General features: G+C 30.6%; 23 protein-coding genes. 8 read left to right on the plus strand and 15 right to left on the minus strand.

Annotation, left to right across the window (positions count from 1 at the left end):
* The first annotated feature begins 126 nt into the window (after positions 1–126).
* Positions 127–870, plus strand: a complete 744-nt coding sequence (locus tag LCI24_RS07980) for a slipin family protein (RefSeq protein WP_274639905.1) — start codon at positions 127–129, stop codon at positions 868–870.
* 68 nt (positions 871–938) lie between these two features.
* Here LCI24_RS07980 and LCI24_RS07985 read toward each other — a convergent pair whose 3' ends face one another.
* The 4 genes from LCI24_RS07985 to LCI24_RS08000 form a co-directional block, all read right to left on the minus strand.
* Positions 939–2,594 (minus strand): UvrD-helicase domain-containing protein, encoded by a 1,656-nt coding sequence (locus LCI24_RS07985; RefSeq protein ID WP_274639906.1) that lies wholly within the window; start codon positions 2,592–2,594, stop codon positions 939–941.
* Positions 2,594–4,600, minus strand: a complete 2,007-nt coding sequence (locus LCI24_RS07990; RefSeq protein ID WP_274639907.1) for an ATP-dependent nuclease — start codon at positions 4,598–4,600, stop codon at positions 2,594–2,596. Before LCI24_RS07990 ends, LCI24_RS07985 begins: the two co-directional genes overlap by 1 nt.
* A gap of 257 nt (positions 4,601–4,857) precedes the next feature.
* Positions 4,858–8,145 carry a M1 family aminopeptidase gene (locus tag LCI24_RS07995; protein ID WP_274639908.1) on the minus strand — a complete coding sequence of 1,096 codons (3,288 nt, stop codon included), beginning with the start codon at positions 8,143–8,145 and terminating at the stop codon, positions 4,858–4,860.
* Between the two features lie 13 nt (positions 8,146–8,158).
* Positions 8,159–9,031, minus strand: coding sequence for an ABC transporter ATP-binding protein (locus LCI24_RS08000; RefSeq protein ID WP_274639909.1), 873 nt, complete (start codon positions 9,029–9,031; stop codon positions 8,159–8,161).
* A gap of 211 nt (positions 9,032–9,242) precedes the next feature.
* Here LCI24_RS08000 and LCI24_RS08005 point away from each other — a divergent pair, with 211 nt between their 5' ends.
* The 5 genes from LCI24_RS08005 (at position 9,243) to LCI24_RS08025 (ending at position 13,590) form a co-directional block, all read left to right on the plus strand.
* A complete protein-coding gene (locus tag LCI24_RS08005; protein ID WP_274639910.1) occupies positions 9,243–10,037 on the plus strand; it encodes a sensor histidine kinase in 795 nt (264 codons plus the stop codon).
* Positions 10,034–10,735, plus strand: coding sequence for a LytR/AlgR family response regulator transcription factor (locus LCI24_RS08010; protein WP_274639911.1), 702 nt, complete (start codon positions 10,034–10,036; stop codon positions 10,733–10,735). The genes LCI24_RS08005 and LCI24_RS08010 overlap by 4 nt, the downstream gene beginning before the upstream one ends.
* Positions 10,736–10,872: 137 nt before the next feature.
* On the plus strand, positions 10,873–11,256 hold the full coding sequence (locus LCI24_RS08015; protein ID WP_274639912.1) for a BlaI/MecI/CopY family transcriptional regulator: 384 nt from the start codon (positions 10,873–10,875) through the stop codon (positions 11,254–11,256).
* The gene (locus LCI24_RS08020; RefSeq protein ID WP_274639913.1) at positions 11,249–12,586 is read left to right on the plus strand and encodes a peptidoglycan DD-metalloendopeptidase family protein; all 1,338 of its coding nucleotides are present in this window, start codon (positions 11,249–11,251) and stop codon (positions 12,584–12,586) included. The genes LCI24_RS08015 and LCI24_RS08020 overlap by 8 nt, the downstream gene beginning before the upstream one ends.
* Positions 12,587–12,672: 86 nt before the next feature.
* A complete protein-coding gene (locus LCI24_RS08025; protein WP_274639914.1) occupies positions 12,673–13,590 on the plus strand; it encodes a polysaccharide deacetylase family protein in 918 nt (305 codons plus the stop codon).
* A 56-nt stretch (positions 13,591–13,646) separates the two neighbouring features.
* Here LCI24_RS08025 and LCI24_RS08030 read toward each other — a convergent pair whose 3' ends face one another.
* The 8 genes from LCI24_RS08030 to LCI24_RS08065 form a co-directional block, all read right to left on the minus strand.
* Positions 13,647–13,829 (minus strand): hypothetical protein, encoded by a 183-nt coding sequence (locus tag LCI24_RS08030; RefSeq protein ID WP_274639915.1) that lies wholly within the window; start codon positions 13,827–13,829, stop codon positions 13,647–13,649.
* Between the two features lie 109 nt (positions 13,830–13,938).
* On the minus strand, positions 13,939–14,523 hold the full coding sequence (locus LCI24_RS08035) for a TMEM175 family protein (RefSeq protein ID WP_274639916.1): 585 nt from the start codon (positions 14,521–14,523) through the stop codon (positions 13,939–13,941).
* A 26-nt stretch (positions 14,524–14,549) separates the two neighbouring features.
* Positions 14,550–15,437 (minus strand): pirin family protein, encoded by an 888-nt coding sequence (locus LCI24_RS08040; protein WP_274639917.1) that lies wholly within the window; start codon positions 15,435–15,437, stop codon positions 14,550–14,552.
* A gap of 70 nt (positions 15,438–15,507) precedes the next feature.
* Entirely contained in the window at positions 15,508–16,380 is an 873-nt protein-coding gene (locus LCI24_RS08045) for a pirin family protein (RefSeq protein ID WP_274639918.1), read from the minus strand.
* Between the two features lie 23 nt (positions 16,381–16,403).
* A complete protein-coding gene (locus LCI24_RS08050) occupies positions 16,404–16,745 on the minus strand; it encodes a hypothetical protein (RefSeq protein ID WP_274639919.1) in 342 nt (113 codons plus the stop codon).
* A gap of 120 nt (positions 16,746–16,865) precedes the next feature.
* A complete protein-coding gene (locus LCI24_RS08055) occupies positions 16,866–17,465 on the minus strand; it encodes a Crp/Fnr family transcriptional regulator (RefSeq protein WP_274639920.1) in 600 nt (199 codons plus the stop codon).
* A 47-nt stretch (positions 17,466–17,512) separates the two neighbouring features.
* Positions 17,513–18,067, minus strand: coding sequence for a DUF4251 domain-containing protein (locus LCI24_RS08060; protein ID WP_274639921.1), 555 nt, complete (start codon positions 18,065–18,067; stop codon positions 17,513–17,515).
* A gap of 80 nt (positions 18,068–18,147) precedes the next feature.
* Entirely contained in the window at positions 18,148–18,699 is a 552-nt protein-coding gene (locus LCI24_RS08065) for a 1-acyl-sn-glycerol-3-phosphate acyltransferase (RefSeq protein ID WP_124588739.1), read from the minus strand.
* A 105-nt stretch (positions 18,700–18,804) separates the two neighbouring features.
* Here LCI24_RS08065 and LCI24_RS08070 point away from each other — a divergent pair, with 105 nt between their 5' ends.
* Entirely contained in the window at positions 18,805–20,184 is a 1,380-nt protein-coding gene (locus tag LCI24_RS08070) for a DNA recombination protein RmuC (RefSeq protein WP_274639922.1), read from the plus strand.
* A gap of 63 nt (positions 20,185–20,247) precedes the next feature.
* On the opposite strand, the gene glyA is transcribed toward LCI24_RS08070, so the two are convergent.
* Complete coding sequence (glyA, locus tag LCI24_RS08075) at positions 20,248–21,522, minus strand: serine hydroxymethyltransferase (protein ID WP_274639923.1); 1,275 nt, start codon at positions 21,520–21,522, stop codon at positions 20,248–20,250.
* A 168-nt stretch (positions 21,523–21,690) separates the two neighbouring features.
* Between glyA and fahA the strand changes: the two genes are divergently transcribed.
* The gene (fahA, locus tag LCI24_RS08080) at positions 21,691–22,968 is read left to right on the plus strand and encodes a fumarylacetoacetase (protein ID WP_274639924.1); all 1,278 of its coding nucleotides are present in this window, start codon (positions 21,691–21,693) and stop codon (positions 22,966–22,968) included.
* Between the two features lie 71 nt (positions 22,969–23,039).
* On the opposite strand, the gene LCI24_RS08085 is transcribed toward fahA, so the two are convergent.
* Together LCI24_RS08085 and ytxJ are read right to left on the minus strand one after the other, a co-directional pair.
* Positions 23,040–24,596, minus strand: a complete 1,557-nt coding sequence (locus LCI24_RS08085) for a DEAD/DEAH box helicase (RefSeq protein WP_274639925.1) — start codon at positions 24,594–24,596, stop codon at positions 23,040–23,042.
* 70 nt (positions 24,597–24,666) lie between these two features.
* On the minus strand, positions 24,667–25,131 hold the full coding sequence (ytxJ, locus tag LCI24_RS08090) for a bacillithiol system redox-active protein YtxJ (RefSeq protein WP_313813506.1): 465 nt from the start codon (positions 25,129–25,131) through the stop codon (positions 24,667–24,669).
* Between the last annotated feature and the right edge of the window lie 74 nt (positions 25,132–25,205).

Here is a 25,205-nt window from a genome sequence, read left to right on the forward strand (position 1 = left end):
TTATAAGGATCATGTTATTGCACTTATTAAGTTAGTGTAATTTGAAATAATAAAGTAATAACTCTGCCCTCTTTGTTTTATTGACTTTTTCTTTAAGCACATCGTAACATTTATAATACTATAGCCATGAATAGATTTACAATCCTTTTCGGCATTTTAGCTATATTTTTACTTGCCGGAATCCGTATAATTTTTGAGTATAAACGAGCTATTAAATTTAGGTTTGGTAAATACATTAAAACCTTAAATCCTGGTTTTAGATGGATTATTCCATTTATTGAAACCATTCAGATTGTTGATATTCGTGTGATTACTTTTAATATAGATTCACAGGAAGTAATGACCGAAGATAATGTACCCTGTAGTATTGATGGTGTTGTCTTTTTTAAGATTAACGATCCAGAACGTGCTGTTTTAGAGGTGGAAGAATACAAATTTGCCATTACCCAATTAGCACAAGCTGCACTTAGAGATGTTTGCGGTAAAGTTGAATTAGACACCATACTTTCTAAACGAGAAGAGATGGGAAAAAATATTAAGGAGATTGTAGAGTTGGAAACTAAAGAATGGGGAATTGAAATAAACGATGTTAAAATAAAAGATATACAACTACCTGAAAACATGCGTCGTATGATGGCTAACCAAGCTGAAGCAGAACGCTCTAGAAGGGCACGTATTATTCTTGCGTTGGCTGAAGAACAGGCTGCTTCTAAACTTTTGGAAGCGGGTAAACTTATAGATCAATCACCTTCGGCTATTAAACTACGTTTATATCAAACATTATCTAATATAGCAGCGGAGAAAAACTCTACAATACTATTCCCGTTCCCAGAAGAAATGATGCCCAATCAAAAAAAGAAGTCTAAATAGAATTCTTAATAACTAATAAAATAAACGCCTATACCCACCCGTCTTGATATTTAAATAGGTACTAGTCATCATATAGTTTCAATATAAGATATATTTCCATTAAACCACTTCTTTATGGTTGTCATAGCTGTACCATCCATATTAGAAAGTGATAAAATAACTAAATTATCTTTCGCTCTTGAACAACAAACATATAATAGATTTTTACTTCGGTTAAATCTGTTTTTATTTACTGTACTATTTGAAAATACATCATTAAATTTATACTGATTCCATGAACTATCATCAATTACAACAAGTACATTTTCAAATTCGGTACCTTTAACACTATGCTTTGTTGAAAAAGGAGTTAATTCTTCTATGTAATTATAGAATGGAATAAACTCATTATATTTCAATTTCATTAAAGATTCATAAAAATTCTTTTTAACTTCATTTCCTTCATCCTCTAATTTATCTATAAACTCTATCATTTTAATTGGTTTAACTAATAAATTATTATCAAAGACGAAATTAAAAACTTCTTCAATTGATTTATTTTTTCTCAACTCAATTAAATTTTTAACTAAATCATTTATGATTTTTTTGTCATCATGTTTATTAATTTTGTAACCTGAAATACCGAGAAGTTTAATAAACTCTCCATATTTTTTATTTTCAAAAAACTCTATTAGCTTTTCTATTTTATTCAAAATAAAACTTGCAAAAATATCTTCTTTATTTAAAAGTCTATCTCTTCCCCATCTCCCTAATATTTGGTATGTAGATAAAAGACTTTCATATTCTAACTTATTAGCTATTCCACGATGGGTTAGCATCAATATTTTAGTTTTTAAAACACCATCTTTACCTCTTTCAAATTCCCACCCCTTATTTTTTAAAAAACTAATTGTTTTTTCATAATTTTTAGGGTTATTTAGGTCGTTATTACAACTTAGAAAGGAAACACTTCCTTTTTTGTTATTACCAGCAGCATTTTGAATTAATTCTGGTCTAATAGCATTTAGCAAATCAATTACTTTTTGAGAACACCTATAATTATCTTTCTTTGTAACATTTATTATTTTTTTGTCTTCAATTTTACCTATTCCTTGGTTATAAATTTTTTGCATTGAATCTCCAAAAAATCCTAAAGTAATGTTTCCTATATTCTTAGTTAATAAATCATCAACTAATAATTTTACCGTTTTTTCTTCAGTATCTTGATACTCATCAATGAATATATAAGGGAATTTATTTGTTACTATTTTTCCTATCTTTGGATATTTATTAAATATTCTAGATGAGAATTTTATAACATCTTCATGTGTGATTCTTCCTTCTTCAAATTTTCTACCGTATTGACTATATTCAATAGTCTTTGTTTTTAATAAATTTTTGAGGTCGTCAATTGGATTTCTGCTTTCTTCATCATTATACTTCAAAACCTCTATTTTTAACTCTTTTTGATAACTTTTGATAACATGCCATAAAAATTCATGGATTGTTGATGCTAAAACTAAAGGATGATTATCAATTCGCTCATTAATCTCATCTACTGCTACATTTGTGTAGGTTATGCAAGCTATGCCCTTGTTTGTTTCAAATAAAGATTTTGACTGTGTGTCAATTAGATACTTTATGCTTTCTATCAATGTTCTTGTCTTACCAGAACCAGCACCAGCTTCTAATAGAAAGCTTTTTTTATTATCTAATAATTGTTTGATTTGTCCTAATACTTCCATTATTTTGCTAAAATTTCATCTTTTTCTAACCATGTAAGCCCTTGGTTAATATATTTGGGAACATTCCAGTTTTCCATCATCATTATATCAAAAGCAAAGTCTGTTTTATTTTTAGATATTTTTTTAGCAATCTCGTATGCATTTTTATAAATTTCTTCTTTACTCTTGCCTTTAAATCTTTTGCCTATTATTTCTCCAGAAGCATTAGTTAATTCTTTAGCATTTGCAAGTATAAAAGCATCTTCAAAACTTCTACCACACTCTTCCTTTTTATTACCTTTTTCAGGTATTTGATATGTGACTCTTATTCTTTTATTATTAGTATATTTATGTTCTTCTTTCAAACTTATCAATTCATCAAGCAGCTCTTTTTTTGGAAGCCATTTCTTTAGAATAGCATTACTCGTTTTATCTCCTTCATTTACTTTACATGCCTTTTTACCTTTTTTCTTTTTACTATTAATAGAATCAATGTCTGTTATTATTAACGTTTTTATATTTAAGAACTCCAAAAATTCTTTAAATCTATGTGCATAAGCTCCACCTACTTCAATTACTGAAAGATATTGTGAATTTAATTTTTTAAACTTTTCGCTTATGATTTCAGATAACAATAATCTTTCAACTGTACCTTCTACCATAATTACCTTATCTGCAAAAAACATATCACAATTTTTCAAAACTAAATACTGTTTTAAAAACTTAATAGTTTCTGGTTTTTCATCTTTTATTTCATTTTTAAAATCAGATAAATTTTTAATTTTCAACCCATTAGAAGTGTTGTCAAAATACCTTATCCCTTCGAATGAACCTTTTTCTACTACATGAGAAGAGTGGGTTGTTATAATAACTTGCACATTCCAGTCATGTTTTTCTTTAATAAAATCATTTATATTTTTTATAAAAACTTGTTGCATTTGAGGGTGAAGATGTGCTTCTGGTTCTTCAATAAAAATCAATTGAAAATTGGGTCTAGGTTCTCTTTTATCATAAGCTTCATAAAAACTTATAAATTGAAGAATCATATATATCAAATTACTATAACCTAAGCCATTATATGATTCTGGCAAAATACTTGCATCTTGATTATAAAATAATTGAGTATTACCTTTTAGAATACTTTCAGCATTAAATAATGATTTTATAATTAGTTTTTGAAGTGTTACTCCGTCTTCAATTCCAAACTTCTCTAAGTCTTTAAAGACTCCTTTAAACAGCTTTTTATAGTTTTTATCTAATTCATTTGAAAATTTATTTAATAAACCTTCAATAGTTTTAACATCTTCTTTAAACTGCTCTTTATTTAATCTATAATAATTTTCAAACCCTTTTGATAATCTCTTATTTTTATCTTTAGTTTGGTCATCAAGGTTTCTTTGGGCATATATAAATTGAGTTATAAACACATTTTCTATAAGGGATTTCCGTTCAATTTCTCTGTAATTATCTATATCATCTTTGTCTATTGAATAAAATTTGATAGTATAATAATTCTTTATATTTTGCTTTACATACTCTAAAAAATCATTATTAAAATCTGCACTATTCTTTATAAATTGTTCTATAAAAGCTTCTTTTTCATTTATACTAAAGAGACATTTTATATAGGCATCCTTTCTTTCTTCATCTAAATCCATTATGAATTCAGATAATGAACCTAATTTACCATCATCTTTTTCATCATAAACAATATAAATTCCTAATTCAATAGAAGGTAATAAATTCTTATATAACTTTTCTAATTTATCTTTTTCTTCACCCTCATCTAAGATTAGATATTCATTGTATTTCTTAATTGCCTCATTAAATTTTATATGTGAACTAATTGAAAAATCTTCAAAAATAAATGTAGAATTCTCATAGTTAAAGAAATTGTTAAAAACCTCTATAACAGAAGTTTTACCACTATTATTCCTTCCAACAATTAAAGATATTTTATCATCAAGTGAAATTTTAATATCTTCAAGTAATCTAAAATTTTTTATCTCTACATTTTTTATTTTCATTCTTTATGGTATATAATTTTCCTTCAAGTGTTGTATGAAGAAGTATTTAGAAATATCGTTTAAGCAATTAATTAAGGAGAGTTTAAATATAATAAAACTTTACAAGGATTGTATTACGGATTTCCATAGTTATCAATGAATTATGTACGACTTTTACTGCTAACCAACTTTATCGCAAAAAAATGTTCCACTAAAATTTCTAAAACTTTAATGGAACATGTTTAAAAAAAGTCAACAAAAACTATTGTTTTTAGTTATCAGTTCTTTTTATTTAAAACAATTTCTTTGCTATCTACGGTTTCAAATAAATCATGAAGAAGGTACTGTAACGAGCTAGGAGTTACTTCTTTTAAGTAGTGTAATAAATCCTTAGTTGTAGCATATCTGTTCGTCGTTGTTTTTATTTTTCCGTTGTAGGTATTCCAATCTTCAATAAATCGTTGTAACGCCAAATTCACCTTATCCTCTCCAATCTTATCTTGCAGTATGTACATTGCTAAAGCACCTTTGTTGTAATACACATAGTCTTGATTTCCTACCAATGCTAAAGAAGGTTCTGGCATTTTAGTTTTCTTTCGCTCTCTATCATAGGTTTCTTTTTGATATGCTAAAAACTGTGTTACTTTTTCCTTCGGATAATTATTTTTTAAAACCATTAAGGCTGCATATTGTGCTAAGGTTTCTAAAATCATATGCTTTCCTTGTACATTGGCTGCTTCTACTTGCATTCCCCACCATTGATGCGCTACTTCATGCGCTGTTACATAAAAAGCCATGTCTACATCTTTTTTGTCGTCAATATCCAACACAAAACCAATTGCTTCAGAAAACGGAATCGTACCTGGAAAAGATTGTGCAAATTCTGCATACCTAGGAAACTCCATAATACGTAATTGCTTATACTGATACGGACTGAAATGAGTACTAAAATAATCAAGCGATTTTTTCATAGAATGTATCATTCTATCTAGATTATAATCGTGTTTTTTGTGATAGTAAATTTCCAAATCGACTGTTTTGTCTTTAGAAATCCACTTATCCTTTAAAGTAGCATATCTCGCGGAAACAACACTATAAAAATTAATCATCGGTTGATTCATTTTATAGTAAAAATAGTTGTGATTCTCTTGTTTCCATTGTTTAATTAAATTCCCTGGAACCACCGCAGTTTGATCTGAAGCTGTACCTATAATCATTTCGAAATATATTCCGTCAGAATCACTCCCTGAACGTGCATTTACAAGCTCATGAGTGTCTTCCCTCCTAACCTTATTCAGTCTTGGTTTTAGCTGAAATTTTGCTCGTTCGTCTGTATCTCGAAGCTCATATTTTCTATTGTAACCGATTGTGGGAAATTCCTCATTATTAAAAAACGTTCCGTTCTGTACAATATGAGTTTTTATGTTTTCATCGGTAAATCCTTTTGGTTTATAGGTTTGTTTGAAGCTCATCTTTATAGAATCGTTAGGTGATAGCTCTTTAGATAAGGTGTAAACGGTATATTCAAATGGATTGTACTCTTTCTTTTCTGTCTTAACGTCTTCAAAGCTTAGAGAATCTAACTGTACATGAGATGCGATTAGTTTTTGAATATGAATTTCATTGATAGGTTTATCAAACGTGTTTTTCAGCATATAATAACCTTCAACTTCATAACCTCTTGTTTTAGGATACAGTTCTACTTTTAGGTTTACCGCTGTAATTTTTGGTTGTGGAAGGTATTCAAAAGGTTTTAATGTTTTTTCGTAGTTAACTCTAAAGGCTGTTTCTTCAGTATTTGTCCAATAATCATTAAGAATATTGGTATTGTAAAATATATAACCTCCAACACACACAAAGAATATACTTGCTACAATTAAATACTTTGCTAGAGGCTTTGTTATTCGGTATTTTAAAGATTTTAAGCGTTTTATAAGACGAGTTTCAATACCTCTTGTTATTAATAACGCACTAATGATTAACAATATAACCCCAAACACTAACCAATAGGCTTTAATCCACAAATAAGGTTGTAAAAAATGACCATAACCATTCATTTCAGAATAGGTTCCTAGTGTTTTACCTCCAAACTTGTATAAACTATGCTGAAACCCTAAATATTCTGAAGCAATATTTGCAATGAAAAAAAGGAGCACTAAAAAAATACCAACAAATTTGTTATTACTAATTGCTTGGAAGAAAAAGGCTACAAAAGTATATAGTATCAAGAAAGGTAATATTTCTACAAAGAATCCGAAAAAATATACATCAAACTCAAATTGATAGTAGCCATTAGCTACCTGAAATAGAATTCCTGTAGCAATCAAACTCAACATCAATACTATGTAAATAGCTATAAGAGCAATAAACTTACTGGTTAAAGCAATTGTATCGGAAATAGAGGTAGCATCGTATATCAAACTCAGTTTGACTGTACGTTCTTTCCAAATAAGTTCTCCTGAATAAAATATAAGAATGATGATAAAGAAATACATCGACATTTCTTGTAATTCTTCTACTATAAAATAGGTTGCTGGATAACTATCTACATCGTAAACAGTTCCTAAATTCACAGAGTTAATAAGAATAATGATAATTCCACAAATAGCAATTGCCCAAAATGATGTTTCCTTTAATAGTGATTTGACATAAAATTGAGAAAGCTTTAGTAACTGTAAGCACTGTGTTTTAAAACTATAATTGATATTTATGCTAGGAATTGGATAATTTGTTTTTGTAAAATTCTTTGACTTTTTCTCTAACTCTACTCTTTTTCGTTTTGGTGTTTTAGTTAATAAACTAAACGAAAATTTACGATAACCAACAAGTAAGACAACTATTCCTAATAAGCTCCAAAACAACTTATTGTAAAATAACACTCCGCTAAATGGTATCTCAAGCACACTACTTTCTACAGCTGATAAATCCTTAGCTACCTGTGTTAAGGTAGTTAAAGAAAAAGGATCTAAAATTGCTTGTAAAAACTCATTTGTTATCGCTTTAGTTAGTAAAAAGACCACAAATAATATGATACCTTGTGTATAAACAACTAACAATTTTCTACTCAACATTCCTGATACAAAAAATAGACAAGCTCCGAAGAATAGTATGGGTAAAACAATGATTATAAACGATTGTATATAACTAGTAGCGTTAAAGGGTAGCATATCTTTATGCCAAGGCATATACTCACCCACCATCATTCCAAATAGTATTCCACTAAAGATGATTAGCAATACCGTAAAAGAACCTAAAAATCGTCCTACTAAATAATCGCGTTTTTTAATGGGATTTGTAAACAGCAATGCTTCTATATTGTACTGATAATCGCGAAGTATGGGAACTCCCATAATCATAGATACCATAATCATAAAAATCCCTGTAATGGCTCCCATGGTTTTCGCTATGATTAATGGACTGTTTTTTTTCATCATCCCTATTTCTACTCCTTGAAAAACAAAATCGACACCTACGATTGAAAACAAAAAGAGAAACACAAAAAATACATACGTTTCAGGACGTTTAGCTCTATATTTTAGTTCAAATTTGAATATTTCGTACCACATAATTTTACCTGTATTAATAATTATTTATTTGTGAGAAATACACATCTTCTAATCCGGCAGATACAGAGGTAAACCCATTTTTGGGGTCAGATTCGCTCAAAATATTTATGATTGGTTTTCCTAGGAATAACTTTTCATTAATAACCCTATACTCTTGTTTATACTGCTCTAATTCTTGTTTTTTAATTGTTTTTTGATATACTTTGCCTTCTAAGTTTTCTATAAGTTTTAAAGGACTTCCTTTTAATACTACTTGCCCTTGATTGATGATGGCCATATTAGTGCATAGTTCTTTAACATCCTCTACAATATGTGTTGATAGAATGACAATGGTGTTTTCACCAACTTCACTTAATAAGTTGTAAAACCTATTGCGTTCGGCAGGATCTAATCCCGCAGTAGGTTCATCAACAATAAGTAATTTAGGGCTATTTAGTAATGCCTGGGCAATACCAAAACGTTGCTTCATTCCTCCTGAGTAACCATATAAATTTCGTTTTCTAGCTTCATACAAATTTGTTTTATGTAATAATGCTTTTACCAGTTCATCTCGTTCCTTTTTATTGGTAATTCCTTTTAATACTGCCAAATGATTTAATAAAGCTTCAGCAGATACTTTTGGGTATACACCAAACTGTTGTGGTAAATATCCGAGTACTTTTCTCACGGAATTCTTATCATTCGCTACATTTAGGTCATCAAGCATTACAGAACCTTCATCAGCATCTTGTAAAGTGGCAATAGTTCGCATTAAGGTTGATTTTCCTGCTCCGTTAGGACCTAATAAACCAAACATTCCTTTAGGTATTTCTAACGACACATTTTGCAGTGCTTTTACACCATTTGCATAGGTTTTACTTAAATTATTAATGGTTAAACTGTTCATTTTTTTTGAGTGTTTAATTGATATTGAACAAACCTAGCCTTACCCTTTCTACTATTAAAAGTTATGTGATAAACCAACAGTATTGTGTGATACAAACAGTACCTTAAGGCTATAAAAGTATTTTATCACAGTTAACCATACGCTTATCCCTACAAAAGAGATGTTTGTCAACTAATTTGTGAGGCGTATTTTATTTGACTAATATTGACTTATGAATTTTAATATTACGGATAGAAAGAAGACTGTTTTTAAGCGTATTTATAGAATATCTCTTGTTTTAATAGGTATAATTATTGTCGCTTTTAATGATACTTTTGGCAAGCTAGAAGGCTTTGTAGAGTTTATAACTCTCTATTTTTTAGTGGCATTTTCTACTTTCTTTTATTGGTTGTTTAAGCAAATAAAATCGATTATTCGATTGAAAAATGAAAAAACAAAAACTGAATTAATGCATCTAAAAAGTCAGGTAAATCCTCATTTCTTTTTTAATACACTTAACAACCTTTATGGTCTGGTAGGTAAAGATGCTAAAAAAGCGCAAGAGCTTATTTTAAAGCTTTCTGATATGATGCGTTATAGTGTTTATGATGGTGAAAAAGACACCGTTTTACTTTCTGAAGAAGTAACCTATCTACAAAATTACATCGAACTTCATAAAATGCGTTATCATAAAGCTATTGATATACAATTCAAGATTGATATAACAGATAACGATTATAAAGTAATGCCTTTACTTTTTATTATTCTTTTGGAAAATGCTTTTAAGCATGGTGTCGAAAATTTAAGAAATAACGCCTACGTACATTTAACTTTAAAGGCTCACCAAAATGCTATACATTTTGAAATTGAGAATAATTTTGATGCTTCGGAAGAAAATCAAGATGAAGGTATTGGTTTACAAAACTTAAAACGAAGATTAGAGTTAGTATATCCTAAAAATCATACTTTAACTACTTCTAAAACTGGAGACGTCTATTACGCTAACCTAAATATTAAGAACTTATGATTAAATATATAATTGTAGACGATGAGCATATTGCTCACGATATTATTAAGGGTTATTGCGATTTATTACCAACAATGGAACTTCAAAAGCATTGCTATGATGCTATTGAAGCTTTAGAGTATTTAAATAAACATCAGGTAGATTTAATTTTTCTTGATTTAAACATGCCTAAACTTAAAGGATTTGAGTTTTTAAAGACCTTAGCTTCTCCTCCTAAAGTAATTGTTACTACAGCGTATAAAGAGTTTGCCCTTGAAGGTTATGAGCTTAACATAGTTGATTATTTACTTAAACCCTTTGGTTTTGAACGCTTTTTAAAAGCTGTAAATAAAGTTATTGGTACTTCTCAAAAAACTCAAGTACAAAACGTTTCTAAAAATAATACTGAGAATACCAACAGTATTTTTCTTCGTAGCAATAAAAAATACATTCAAGTTACACTTCATACAATTCAGTTTATAGAAGCTGCTGGAAACTACACAAAAATAGTGACCACTGATACTACTGTTACTGTAAGAGAAAAAATATCCGATGTATTACTATTACTTACAGAGAATGATTTTTTACAAGTGCATAAATCATTTGCAGTAACCAAAAGGCATATTAGTAGTATAGAGGGTAATAGAATTCTGATAGGAGATCATAGTATACCTATTGGAAAAATGTATAAAATGAATATCGATAAATTATTGAACTAAACTTTACTACTTTTATATTTCACCCATCCTCTTAGTTTACTAGTCTTATAATCACTTAACAAAACTTTAACGACTATAAAAATAGTTTCATTACTATAATTATAGTTATAGTTACAAAATAGTTCTATATTTGCTGTATGAATGAACTTACAAAAGCCGAAGAACAAGTAATGCAATATGTATGGAAGCTTAACAAAGCTTTCTTAAAAGATATTGTAGAACAATACCCAGAACCTAAACCTGCCTATACAACTATATCAACCGTAGTACGTGTTTTGGTAAAAAAGGGTTTTCTAAATTTTGAAACCTTTGGTAAAGTACGACAGTACGCTCCTACCATTACTAAAGAACAATATTTTAAAAAACATTTTAAAAATGTGATTGGAAGTTTTTTTAGCGGTTCTAAAAGTAAGTTTGCTTTGTTTTTTACAGAAAATGAAGACTTTAACCTAACTGAATTAGAAGAAATTAAGAATCTTATTGAAGATAAAATAGAAACGTTAAAAGAAAAAAATGACTAGTTTTTTAATTTATCTCATTCAAAGCAGTCTGGTATTTTCTTGCCTGTACCTACTTTATATCATTGTAGGTAGTCGAGTAACATTTCATAAAGTAAACCGATTTATATTGCTTTTAATACCTGTAGTAGCTTTATTAACTCCTTTATCTTATTTGTTAACTTTTGAAACCTCTTCAACCATAATTCAAATTCCACAGTTCAGCGAATTTGTTACAAACGGCGAAACGGTATTAGTTGATACTATTGAAAAAACAAGTACACAAACCTATAATTTTAAAACCATCCTTTTTGGTTTGTATATATTAGGAAGCTTGTTAGTATTCTTGCGACTGTTACATTCCCTTTGGTTATTATTTCAACTAAAGAAGCGATCAGAAGTTACGTTTGAAAACAATTATCAACTCATACAAACCAATCATGCCAGTACTTTTTCATTTTTTAATTGGATATTCATTTCTAAACATTTGAATCCTACAGAAAGTACACTGATAATAGCACACGAAAAAGCACATGTGCAGCTAAAACACTCTATAGATGTGTTATTTGCTGAAGCCTATATTGTCTTATTTTGGTTCAATCCGTTAGTATATACTTATCGAAAATCGTTAAAAGCGATACACGAATATCAAGCAGATAGCTGGGTATTAAACGGACCAATTAAAACATCCAATTACCTACAGGCTCTTTTACAAAACATTGAAAAAGAAACAGCACATGCTAATAACTTGTATAGTTATTTTAATCAATCAGTAATCAAAAAGCGAATAGATATGATCACAAAGAAGCCTACGGCTAAGGTGTACAAACTCACCTACTCAGTATTCATTATGGGTGCTGCAAGTCTTTGTTTGGCGTTTACCAAGCCAAACACAACTGAAAAACTCTTACCAAGTACAACTCCCCAGTTAGCTAAGGAGTTTGTTCTTGACCCTCCTACTCTTTTTCCTGTGCAAGGAAAAAGTAAAAATGACATCAGTAGCTCCTACGGAAAGCGAAGAAATCCGTTAAAAAAAGGTAAAAAAATGATGCACAAAGGTATTGATATTAAAGCACCTATAGGAACACCTGTTATTGCTACTGCTGATGGTGTTGTTGCCAAAGCTGCTGACCAAAACAAATGGGGAAATTTAATTGTAATTGAACATAGTGATGGGTACCAAACATGGTATGCACACTTACAAAAGTTTAATGTTACAGAAAATCAATCGGTTAAAAAAGGAGATGTTATAGGGTATGTAGGTAACACTGGTGCATCATTAGGATCGCACTTACATTATGAAGTACACTATAAAGAAGCACAAGTAAATCCTATAAATTTCTTTAAAGAATAATTATCTTTTATTAAAACAAAAAGCAGTTCTCCCATAAAATTTGTGGGAGAATTCTGTTTAATAACATTACTAAGAAAGATTAAAACATGAAAAAAAACATATTCCTACTTAACCTCCTATTGATTACATTTTGTTCTGTATTATATAGTTCTATATATGCACAATCTATCAGTTTTACTTTTGATGATGGTACTTTAGGTGACAGACCTGGATATTCTTTTGAAAAATGGAATGCTATGTTACTTAAAAAGTTACGAGATAACAATGTAAAAGCTACTTTGTTTGTTACAGGAAAAGGTAAAGATAGTAAACGAGGGAAACATTTATTAGAGTCTTGGAATAATGACGGACACAGTATTGCAAATCATACCTATACACACCCTAATTACAACAGTTCTAAGGTAACTTTTGAGCAGTTTAAAAATGAATTACTGAAAAATGACAGCCTCATTAAACAGTATTCTAATTATCAAAAATACTTTAGGTTTCCATACCTTAAAGAAGGAAACTCGAAAGAAAAAATTGAATCTTTTCGTAACTTTTTAAAAGAGCAAAACTATAAAAATGGATATGTAACTATTGATGCTTCTGATTGGTATATAGATAGTCGTTTGATTAAAAAACTACGTACAGATTCTTCTTTTGACATCAATAAGTTTAGAAAATTTTACTTGGAACATATCTGGAATCGTGCTCAGTTTTATGAAAAAATCTCTTTTGAACTTACCGGGCGACATATTAAGCATAACGTATTACTGCACCATAACCTTGCTGCTGCATTATTTATAGATGATTTAATACAGTTATTTAAAGAAAAAGGTTGGACTATCGTTTCTACCAAAGAAGCTTATACCGATCCTATCTACAATCAAACTCCTAACTATGCTGGCGAAAGTTTAATTTATGCTTTAGCTAAGGATTCTAAAAAATATGAGGCCATTTTACGCTACCCTGCCGAAGATAGTAGGTATGAAAAAGAAAAAATGAATAAGTTAGGCTTATAATAAAAAACTGCTTAAGGGGTTCCTTAAGCAGTTTTAAATACTTCTTAAAAAAAGTATTAACAAATATAATCCATAGTTGTAGGTTGATAACAACATACTTTTACTCCATCTTGGTAGATATAAGAGCCATCTCCTCCACATTCTTTAGGGAAAGGAAAAGGTCCTCCTCCTTTAATATTTTTTAATGTTGTTTTTGTTAACTCTTGAGATCCTTCTACGTTTAAAATCACTTTTTTCATTATAAAGTTTTTTGGGGTTATAAATATTTATTTCACGTTCCTAAATTAACTTTTAAAAAAAAGCTTCCCAGTTAAAAAACCATAATTTTAGTATGGAAAAACCTTACTTTTAATTATCCTCAACAAAACTTTCTAACCTTCTTTCAGGAATTAACCAAAAAAATGCTACTACTACATAAAACAGTATAGCAATCCATGTATATGAATAAGCTAATGGTATAGCTAAAAGGTATAAAATTAAAGAAGCATACTCTTTGAATCCATTAGCACATAGTTTAGATAATGCATAGTTATCATCATGGTATTTAATTAAAACTCTTTCCAGTATAAAATAAGCTATTGCACTCATGAACAAAACAAATCCGTATATAGCTACAGGTAAGGCTTCATTATAATTACCATGCTCTCCTACCCAACTAGTAGTAAATGGAATTAAAGACAACCAAAAGAGTAAGTGTAAGTTTGCCCATAAAATTGTACCATTTACTTTTTGCGTTACCTGCATTAAATGATGATGGTTATTCCAATATATTCCTAAATAAATGAAACTTAGTAAGTAACTTATAAATACGGGAGCTACAGATAATAGTCCTTTAAATGTAGTATCTTCTGGAGCTTTCATTTCTAATACCATAATGGTAATTACAATGGCTAAAACACCATCGCTAAATGCTTCTAATCTACCTGTTTTCATATAATTGTTATTAATTACATTATTCATTACCCTCCAAAACGTCGCTGTTCTGGTAAGGAGATTCGCTCTGTCTCGTTTGGTACAGAAGGAAATTTATTACCCTTCCAATTTTCTTTCGCTTTTTCTATCAATTCTTTATTAGAAGCTACGAAGTTCCACTCGATAAAACGTTCTTCAGGAAAAGGGTTTCCTCCAAAAATATACACGGTAGAATTGGCAGCTATTTCAAAGGCGCATAAAGTACTATCTTTTGCTACTAATAACTGCTTTTCTCCATAAGTATGTCCATCACTAGTAATACTTCCTTCTAGAATATACAAAGCACTCTCACCAAACAAATGATCTCCAATAGTGATTGTTTGTGTTTTAATCGACTTAATTTCAATAAAAAATAATGGACTATATACTGGAACAGGCGATTGTTTACCAAAGGCTTTTCCTGCAATGAGCTTAAACTGTACTCCATCGTCTTCCCAACTAGGAATCTCATCCGCAGAAACGTGTGCAAAAGAAGGTTCACATTGCTCTTCACTTAAAGGTAAAGCCACCCATATTTGTAATCCATGAAGCTTTTTGGTTGAATTCCTTAACCGTTCGGGAGTTCTTTCAGTATGTACTACTCCTTTTCCTGCTGTCATCCAATTCACAGCTCCTGGAGTTATTTCTATTTCAGTACCTATACTATCACGGTGTACTATGGCACCTTCAAACAAAAAAGTGAGTGTTGATAAGCCTATATGTGGATGCATAGCTACATCTAAATTTTCTTTATCATTCATATACACGGGCCCTATATGATCGATAAAGATAAAAGGGCCTACCATTCGTTTTTGTCTAAAAGGTAACAAGCGTCCTACTAGAAAATTTCCAATATTTGCTGCTCGCTCTTCAATTATTAGTTTTGTGTTAGACATTTTTATACCTATTAAGGATTTAATCAAAAAAAGCAACTCTAAACCAAAGAGTTGCCTTTTAAAGTTATTGTTAATCTTCTAAATACCCAAATTTTCCTGTATTAAAGTCCTGAAAAGCCTTCACAAGCTCCTCTTGAGTATTCATTACAAAAGGTCCATGTGCTGCAATAGGTTCGTTTAAAGGCTCTCCGCTTAATACTAAAATTACCGCATCTTCTAAGGCTTCTAAAGTAAATGTATCTCCATCATTTTTAAATAATGCAAAGTGATCTTCTAAAACATTATTTGATTCATTCACTTTAACACTACCTTCAACTGATAAAATAGCAGTAGTATAGTTTTTAGGAAAGGTTAACTGTGTTTTTACTCCTTTCTTCAACTTTACATTAAACATATTAACTGGCGAAAATGTAGATGCAGGCCCTTTGTTTCCTTTATATTCTCCTGCAATTACCTCTACTTCTCCTCCTCCATCTGCTAATGGTATTTTAGCCATTTCTGTATTAGCTATTGCTTGATATTTTGGCGGACTCATTTTATCTTTAGCAGGAAGGTTTACCCATAATTGTACCATTTGAAACTCTCCTCCTTTTTTACTCCATTCAGTTTCGTGAAATTCTTTGTGCAAAACTCCTGAAGCTGCCGTCATCCACTGTACATCACCTTCACCAATAATTCCTCCACCTCCAGCACTATCTCCATGTTCAACACGCCCTTTATAAGCTATTGTTACAGTTTCAAAACCTCTATGTGGATGAACTCCTACGCCTTTTGGTTTATCTGTTGGAGGAAAATTATATTTAGAATTATAATCCAACATAATAAACGGATCCATTCGTTGCATTGTTGAAGTTCCTGGTATAAAATTATGAACTCTAAATCCATCACCTACAAAATGTGGAGTTCCTGGTTTTACTATTTTTTCTATACTTCTTGTTTTCATTTTAAATTCCTTTCTTTTAATTACTATAAACTACTGGCTAATTCAATATCAAATGAATTGTCTAAATAACTACGTTGTAATTGAGGTTTGTTTTTAGACCAATATCCATTCTTAACACTTTCAGAAAGTGTAGACTCATTGCTAAACTCAACTAAAATTGCACTAGGAAATAACACAGTTATAATCTTTTGTAGTTTATTTTTATCTATTTCATTAGTATCTTTTGAAACAGCCAAAACCTTGTATGCTTGTTGATGTAATTTTTCAATGGCTGTTTCGACATTTGTAACAGTTGAAACTTGCCAATTCAAAATTTTGGCCATTGTTGTATTTTGGGTTACAACTAATGCATTTAAATGTCTCATAATAAATCCTTTTTTATTTCACTGTAAAATTACGGCAACAAAAAAAGGTATGCATTGACCTATGGTAAGAACGAATTACGATTATCTAACAACCGTAAATCAACAATTATAACTCGTACCTCAATTATTTGGTTTGAAGTTTTCCTCAGCTAGTGCTTTGCGAACGCGACTAAGGCTTTCAGGGGTAATCCCTAAGTAAGAAGCAATCATCCATTGAGGAACTCGTAACATAATATCTGGATACATGTTTACAAAATCTAAATAACGTCTTTTTGCTGATGCTCCTAGTAGTTGACTAATACGTTTGTATAATTGACGTATATGTTTTTGTAACAAATGCTCATTTTTTCTTCTAAAATCAGTATTTATTTTTGATACTTTATTAATAAAGTCCTCGTCTAACATTATCACTAGTGTATCTTCTACAGCGTCAATATAATATGTCGATGGTTGTTGAAAATAAACACTTCCTCTATCACTCACAATCCAATTTTCAGTAGCAAACTGTAAAATATTTTCTTTCCCTTCTTCATTTAAGGCATATAAACGTAACAAACCTTTTTCTACAAAAAAGAAATGAGAACACACATCTCCTTCTTTTAATAAAAAATCACTTTTAGAAACGTTTTTAAGAGAAATAAACGGTTGTATTTGAAGGTAATCATCTTTTGATAATCCTCCTTTTTCAATAAGATACTTTTTAAAGTTAGGTAGCTCCATACATTATTGTAATGAGCTACTAAAAATACAGTATTATATACAATATTTTACTTTTCTTCTGAAGTTTTAAATACCTTACCTCTATATCTAATTGAATTTTTCTGCGTACTATTTACATAAATGGTACTCGATAAACTAGGATATACTCTAACTATAACATTGTAGTTTTCAGTTGTTGTATTTTTATCTTTTATCTTAAAACTTATTTTGTAGCTATTCTCTTTATCCTCAGACACAACTAAATCTTTAGGAACTCCTTCAAACTCAATACCAATATCTGTACCTCCATAAGAACCACCTGCTTGTCGCTCACCAAAATATGGTAAATAGGCTGCAACAGTATCTTTTTTCATTCTGAAAAAATTACTATTCCCTACTAAGTTAATGTTTCCTGCGTTACTTCCTATAGGTAACAAACCTGCATTAGCTATTTGTGCCATTGCATTTGTAACCATGGGTTCTGCCCATTCTGCTTCTATTTCAAAAGTTTTACTTTCTATAAGAGCGTTTAAGTTATCTATTTCTGCTTGAGTTGCATTTTTGGAAGAAGCACAACTAAGCAGTATAAAAGTCATACTAATTAAAAAAACAAACCTTTTCATATCTTACTGTTTTTAAACCTTCTACAAGATACTTAAATATCGTAAAATTTTCAAGTAAATAAGAGTATTTAACGTTTGTTTTACTCTTTATCAGGTACTGAGAAGAGCTCTGGCTTTGCTCCTTTGATATCTCTATAAAAATCATAAAAATGATTCATATCAGCGTTCATATCATCTGTTAAGTAATAAGGAGGCGCTATAATAATTTGCTTGTTCTCAAAATCGAAAGCAAACATAACCACAGGAATATTAGCTCCTTTAGCAATATAATAAAATCCTGTTTTCCATGAGGTTACTTTAGCACGAGTTCCTTCTGGAGACAATGCCAAACGGAATTCTTCGTGCTGATTAAAAACAGCCACAATAGCATCAACCTTATTCGTGCTTTTGCTTCTATCAACAGGAGCACCCCCTAAAGCTCTAAAAATAAACCCAAAAGGAGGTTTGAATAACGATGCTTTACCTATAAAGTTGACTCTCACACCAATGGTATTTCTTGCTAAAATAGCAATCGGAAAGTCTTTCCAGCTCGTATGTGGAGCTCCAATAACAACATATTTTTTTAAGTCTCTTGGAAAATCTCCAACTACCTTCCAGCCTAAAACTTTGTGAAATATAAATTTAGATATCATTTACTAGGTATAAAGGTCAATGATACGGTTTTCCCTACAAAAATCAAATAATTTTAACCTATCTTGTCCTATATTTGTTCACTTAATTAACTTTTATTTATTCTAATGAATACCACTCTTTTACTTATTTTAATTGCTATTAGTACCTTGCTAATTGGGTTTGTTATTGGAAACTTACTCTCTAAACTAAAGTTTAAACAACAAACTTCTGATTTAGAAAAAGAGATTGTAACCCTACAAAACCATCAAGCTAATTTTGAAATTCAGAAAAAAGAAAAGGAAGAGTCATTTTCTCAACAAAAGGAAGACTTTTTAAATAGGTTAGACGAAAAAACTAAAGAGAATAGTGAGTTGCGTCGTGAAAAAGAGTTTACTGCTCTTGAATTAGCTAGAAAGAATGAAGAATTAAAAAACGTTCAGTTAAAACTTCAAGAAAATAAAGAAGAAGTAGAAAAACTACAAGATAAGTTTACCAAAGAGTTTGAAAATTTAGCAAACAAAATTCTGGATGAAAAATCGAACAAGTTTACTGAGCAAAATAAGAAAAACATAAAGGATATTTTAAATCCGCTACAGGAAAAAATTCAAACTTTTGAAAAGAAGGTTGAAGATACTCAAAAAGAAAGCATTTCAATGCATTCTGCTTTAAAGGAGCAATTATTAGGATTAAAAGAATTAAATGCTCAAATGAGTAAGGAAACATTAAACCTAACCAAAGCTTTAAAAGGTGATAGTAAAACCCAAGGAAACTGGGGAGAACTAGTCTTAGAACGTGTTTTAGAAAAATCTGGTTTAGAAAAAGACAGAGAATACTTTGTTCAACAATCTTTTACCAATGATGAAGGTAAACGTATCATGCCCGATGTAGTAATTCACCTACCTGACAACAAAAAAATGGTAGTCGATTCAAAAGTATCTTTAACTGCTTATGAACAATATGTAAATAGTGAAGACGATATTATAAAAGAGCGTTTTGCAAAAGAGCATGTAAACTCATTAAAGCGACATGTTGAGCAGCTTTCAGAAAAAAAATATGAAGATATTTATAAGATAGAATCTCCTGATTTTGTATTGTTATTTGTACCTATTGAACCTGCTTTTGCAGTAGCTTTAAACGAAGACAACACCCTTTATAATAAAGCTTTTGAAAGAAATATCGTTATCGTTACCCCTACTACTTTATTAGCTACATTACGTACTATTGATACCATGTGGAATAACGAAAAGCAACAACGCAATGCTTTAGAGATTGCACGACAAGCAGGTGCTTTGTATGATAAGTTTAACGGATTATTGGCTGACTTGGTTAATATTGGTAAAAAAATAGATGGAACTAAAGCCGATTATGCTGCTGCCATGAATAAATTAGTTGAAGGTCGTGGAAACTTAATTACGAGTGTAGAAAAATTAAAGAAAATGGGAGCTAAAGCTAAAAAAGCGCTACCTGAAAAAATTCTTGAGCGAGCTCAAGATAATGACGAATAAAAAAGGTCGCTCTAAAATGTTTTAGAACGACCTTTTTATTTATACTATTAGAAGAGACTTCTTCTACATAATAAACAAACGTCTATTATGCATCAAGTCATATACCTTCTCTCCTACTGCCTCTAATACTTCTTCGTTCTCAGCATTCATTAATGCTTCATCAACTAAATCAACGATAACTTCCATATCTTCTTCTTTTAAGCCACGAGTAGTAACTGCAGCAGTACCTACACGGATACCAGAAGTAACAAATGGTGATTCAGTATCAAAAGGAACCATGTTTTTGTTTACTGTAATTTCTGCTTTTCCTAAAGCATCTTCAGCAGCTTTACCTGTAATCTTTTTGTTACGTAAATCAATTAACATACAATGGTTATCTGTACCTCCAGAAATAATTTCATATCCTTTCCCCACAAATGCTTTCGCCATTGCTTGTGCATTTTCTTTAACTTGAATTTGATATTCTAAGAACTCATCTGTTAATGCTTCTCCAAAAGCAACTGCTTTTGCAGCTATAACATGCTCTAATGGTCCACCTTGATTTCCTGGGAAAACCGCAGAGTTAATCAACGTAGACATTTTCTTTAATTTTCCTGATTTTAATTTTAATCCGAATGGATTTTCAAAATCTTTCCCAATCATAATCATTCCTCCACGAGGTCCACGTAATGTTTTGTGGGTTGTTGTAGTAACAATATGACAGTGTGGTAACGGATCAGATAAAATTCCCTTTGCTATTAATCCTGCTGGATGAGAAATATCAGCCATTAAAATAGCACCAACACTATCTGCAATCTCTCTAAACTTCTTAAAGTCCATATCACGAGAATACGCTGAAGCACCTGCAATAATTAATTTAGGTTTATGCTCCTTAGCTTGTTGCTCTAAGTGATTATAATCTATATATCCAGTTTCTTTATCTACACCATAAAATACTGGATTATATAATTTTCCTGAAAAGTTTACTGGCGAACCGTGTGTTAAGTGACCTCCATGAGATAAATCGAATCCTAAAATAGTGTCACCTGGTTGTAAACATGCTGCAAAAACAGCTGTGTTTGCCTGACTTCCAGAGTGTGGTTGTACGTTTACATACTCAGCTCCAAATAATTCTTTAGCTCTATCAATCGCAATTTGCTCAACGATATCTACTACTTCACACCCACCATAATAACGTTTACCTGGGTATCCTTCAGCATATTTATTTGTTAAAACTGATCCTTGAGCTTCCATTACTTGGTCGCTTACAAAATTTTCAGAAGCAATCAACTCTAAACCGTTTAGTTGACGTTCTTTTTCTTCTTGAATTAAATCAAATATTTGATGATCTTTTTGCATGTTGTGTGTTGTTACATAAAGTAGCCAAAAGTACTAATTTTATTATTCAAATTATATGGATTTTACAAGAAGTATCTACAAAAATACTTTAGCATTTTTTTTACTCATCTTTTTGGGGTAAATTGAAAAAAATATGTAGGTTTGATGAAAAATATAACAAAACGATAAATGGAAATAACTGCTAATAACCCGAATAGAAAATCTTGGTTAACTGTAGCTGAAGACTCAGATTTTCCTATTCAAAATATACCTTTTGGGGTTTTTCTTACAAAAGATGATATTATAACGATTGGTACAAGAATTGGTGACTATGCAATTGATTTAGGTGCCTTACACCAATTAGGATATTTTGATGGAATTCCGTTAACAGACGATATCTTCTTACAAGATACCTTAAATGATTTTATTGCTGATGGACGTAAAACTTGGCGTTTAGTTCGTAATAGAATTGCGGATATTTTTGATGTAAAAAATAGTAAGCTACGAGATAACGCTGAACACAAAGACAAGATAATCTTTAGAATGGACGAAGTTGAAATGCAACTTCCTGTTTCTGTAGGAGATTATACCGATTTTTATGCAAGTAAGGAACATGCTACCAATGTAGGAAGCTTATTTAGAGATCCTGAAAATGCTTTATTACCAAACTGGTTACAAATTCCTATTGGTTACCATGGAAGAAGTTCTTCAATTGTACCATCAGGAACTCCTATCCGTCGCCCTATAGGACAACAACGTCCAAGTGAAGGTGAAACTAAACCTAATTTCGGACCTTCAAAATTATTAGATTTTGAATTAGAAATGGCATTTATTACTACAGTAGCAAATGATTTAGGAGAAAGAATCCCTATTGAAGAAGCAGAAGAATATATCTTCGGATTAGTATTATTTAATGACTGGTCTGCTCGTGATATCCAAGCTTGGGAATATGTTCCTTTAGGCCCTTTCTTAGGAAAAAGTTTTGCTTCAACTATTTCTCCTTGGATTGTTACTTTAGATGCCTTAGAGCCTTTTAGAGTAGATAACCCAGAGCAAGTTTATGAGCCTTTACCTTATTTAAAGAAAGAAGGAAAAGACAGTTATGACATTAACTTACAAATGGCTATTCAACCAGAAGGTAAGGAAGAAACAGTTGTATGTAATTCTAATTTTAAGTATATGTACTGGACAATGGTACAACAATTAACACACCATACTGTTAACGGATGTCCTGTAAATGCTGGAGATATGATGGGAAGTGGTACTATTTCTGGACCAACTCAAGATAGCTTTGGATCTATGTTAGAGTTAACTTGGAGAGGTCAAAATCCAATAAAAATGAACGACGGAAGCGAGCGTAAATTTATAAATGATAACGATACAGTTATTATGCGCGGTTACTGTAAAAATGAAAAAATACGTATTGGTTTTGGTGAATGTTCTGGTAAAGTATTACCAGCCAAATAATACTTTAACCTAAGTATAATTATAAAAAAATCCAGTTCTTTCGAACTGGATTTTTATTTTCTTTTATTTTTTTATTCTTCTTCTGGTGGTGGATATCCATAAATTTCCTCATACACTTCATCAAAATTACTGCGTAAATAACTATTTAGCTTTTTACGATAGTCATCTTGCAACCAGTCGATAAAATTATGTGTGCTTTTTGAAATACATTTAGAGTATCTAAAAATTCTATCATCTATATCGCCTCCTAACTTTTTAGCTAAGATTAACGCATCAAAAACATCTTCACTATTTTCAACACACATTTTTGCATGATGTTCTATTGATTTTTCTAACACTCGTTTTGAAGACTCTCCTCCTTGTATGGTATCTCTGTATACTTTTTTAACATCAAAGTATAAATCTTCAGAATTTGCAAACTCTGCTTTTACATCTGCAGGTAGCTCATATCTAAAGTCACTTTCTATTTCTTCATCAGATAATAAGTTATCTAAATAGAAATTTGGTGCTCTAAACATTTTTTGCCAATCTAAATCTGCTCCCCAAGGTCCAAAACGATGGAAGTTATTACCTAAATCAATTACATTAAACTCTGATTTCCCTGGTAAAATACGAGAACCTCGACCAATCATTTGGTAGTATAATGTTAACGATTTTGTTGCTCTATTTAAAATAATTGACTGTACTGATGGTTCATCAAATCCTGTTGTTAAGATACTTACCGAAGTAATAATTGCATTAGGAGTTTTGTGGAACCACTTTAGGATAAAATCACGTTCTTTCTTTGTATTCGTATTATCTAAATGTGCAATTGGATAACCTGCTCTTTTAAAAGTATCATACACATGCAGTGATGTATTTATACCATTGTTAAAAATCAAGGTTTTTGTTCCTTTTGCTCGTTCTTCATAAGCTTGTAAAAGCTTAGAAAGCATATCTGTATTCGTATATAAATCTTCAGATGATTTTACGGTATAATCACCATTAGCCCCTACTTCTAATGAAGTTAACCCTACATTATAAGAATAGATGTTAGCTTTTGCTAAGTATTCATTCTGAATTAAAGCACCAATACTTTCTCCGTCTATAAGCTCATCATAATTATCCTTCATAGGAAGTTTTATATTTGAACTTAAAGGAGTGGCTGTTACACCTAATATAAAAGACTTATCAAAAAACTTGAATAGCTTAGTAAATGAGTTATAGTGTGCCTCATCAATAATTACTAAACCAACATCCGAAATATCTAACATATCGTCATTCAAACGATTGTTTAAAGTCTCTACCATAGCTACAAAGCAATCAAACTCATCTTGGTCATCTAAACTTGCTTTACTGTCTATAATTTTGTTTACTACACCAAACTCTTTAAGCATTTTTGCTGTTTGCTTACACAATTCTATTCGGTGCGTCATTATCAATACTTTCTTTTGATAATGTTTTAAGTATTGACGTGTAATTTCAGAGAAAATAACTGTTTTTCCTCCTCCTGTAGGTAGTTGATAAAGTAAATGGTAATTTTCGGGGGCATTCTCAAAACTTTTGAAAATTTTGTGCAATGCTTCTTTTTGATAATCGTATAGATTTTTTCCTTTCTTTGGTTGTGAAGTTGCTGTTTCGTTACTCAAATCTCTATAATTTTGAAATATGCAAAAATACGAGGTATTTAAGGAAATCCCATTAAAAATGGCATCTTTTTTAAAATTTCTTCAAATCAATACGAGCAATATCATAATGAGAAGCATGTGAAATTACTTCTTCATTTTTAACTACCAACAACTGAGGTGATTGATGTAAAACCTGAAAAGTGTACCCTATTTCATTAGAAATTTCCCTATAACTAAGTAAGTCTAGATAATACACTTTAAAATCTTTTAAATCCTCATCAAAACTGTTTACAAAACGTTTAATAACCATGCTACTTATGCCACATCTTGTTGAATGTTTAAAAATAGCTACAGGTTCATTTTTAGATCGTTCTTTTATCTCCTTTATTTGATCTAAGGAGGTTAAAGGAATCCAATTGATAAACGCTTCTTCTCCCTCTTTATTTTTATCTTTTCTTCCAAAAAGAGTGTTTAATACTCCCATAAAATTCTTATTTTTATTAACATAATTATTCTTAACTACCACTACATCAGTCAAAAAGTCATAAAAACCCATTTTTTAAAGACAAAATGTCTCTTTTTTATTTTAAAAATCAATTGGTACTGATTTTGACTTTTACAGAGAAAAAA

The sequence above is a fragment of the Tenacibaculum larymnensis genome (genome assembly GCF_028829235.1).
Taxonomy (GTDB): domain Bacteria; phylum Bacteroidota; class Bacteroidia; order Flavobacteriales; family Flavobacteriaceae; genus Polaribacter; species Polaribacter larymnensis.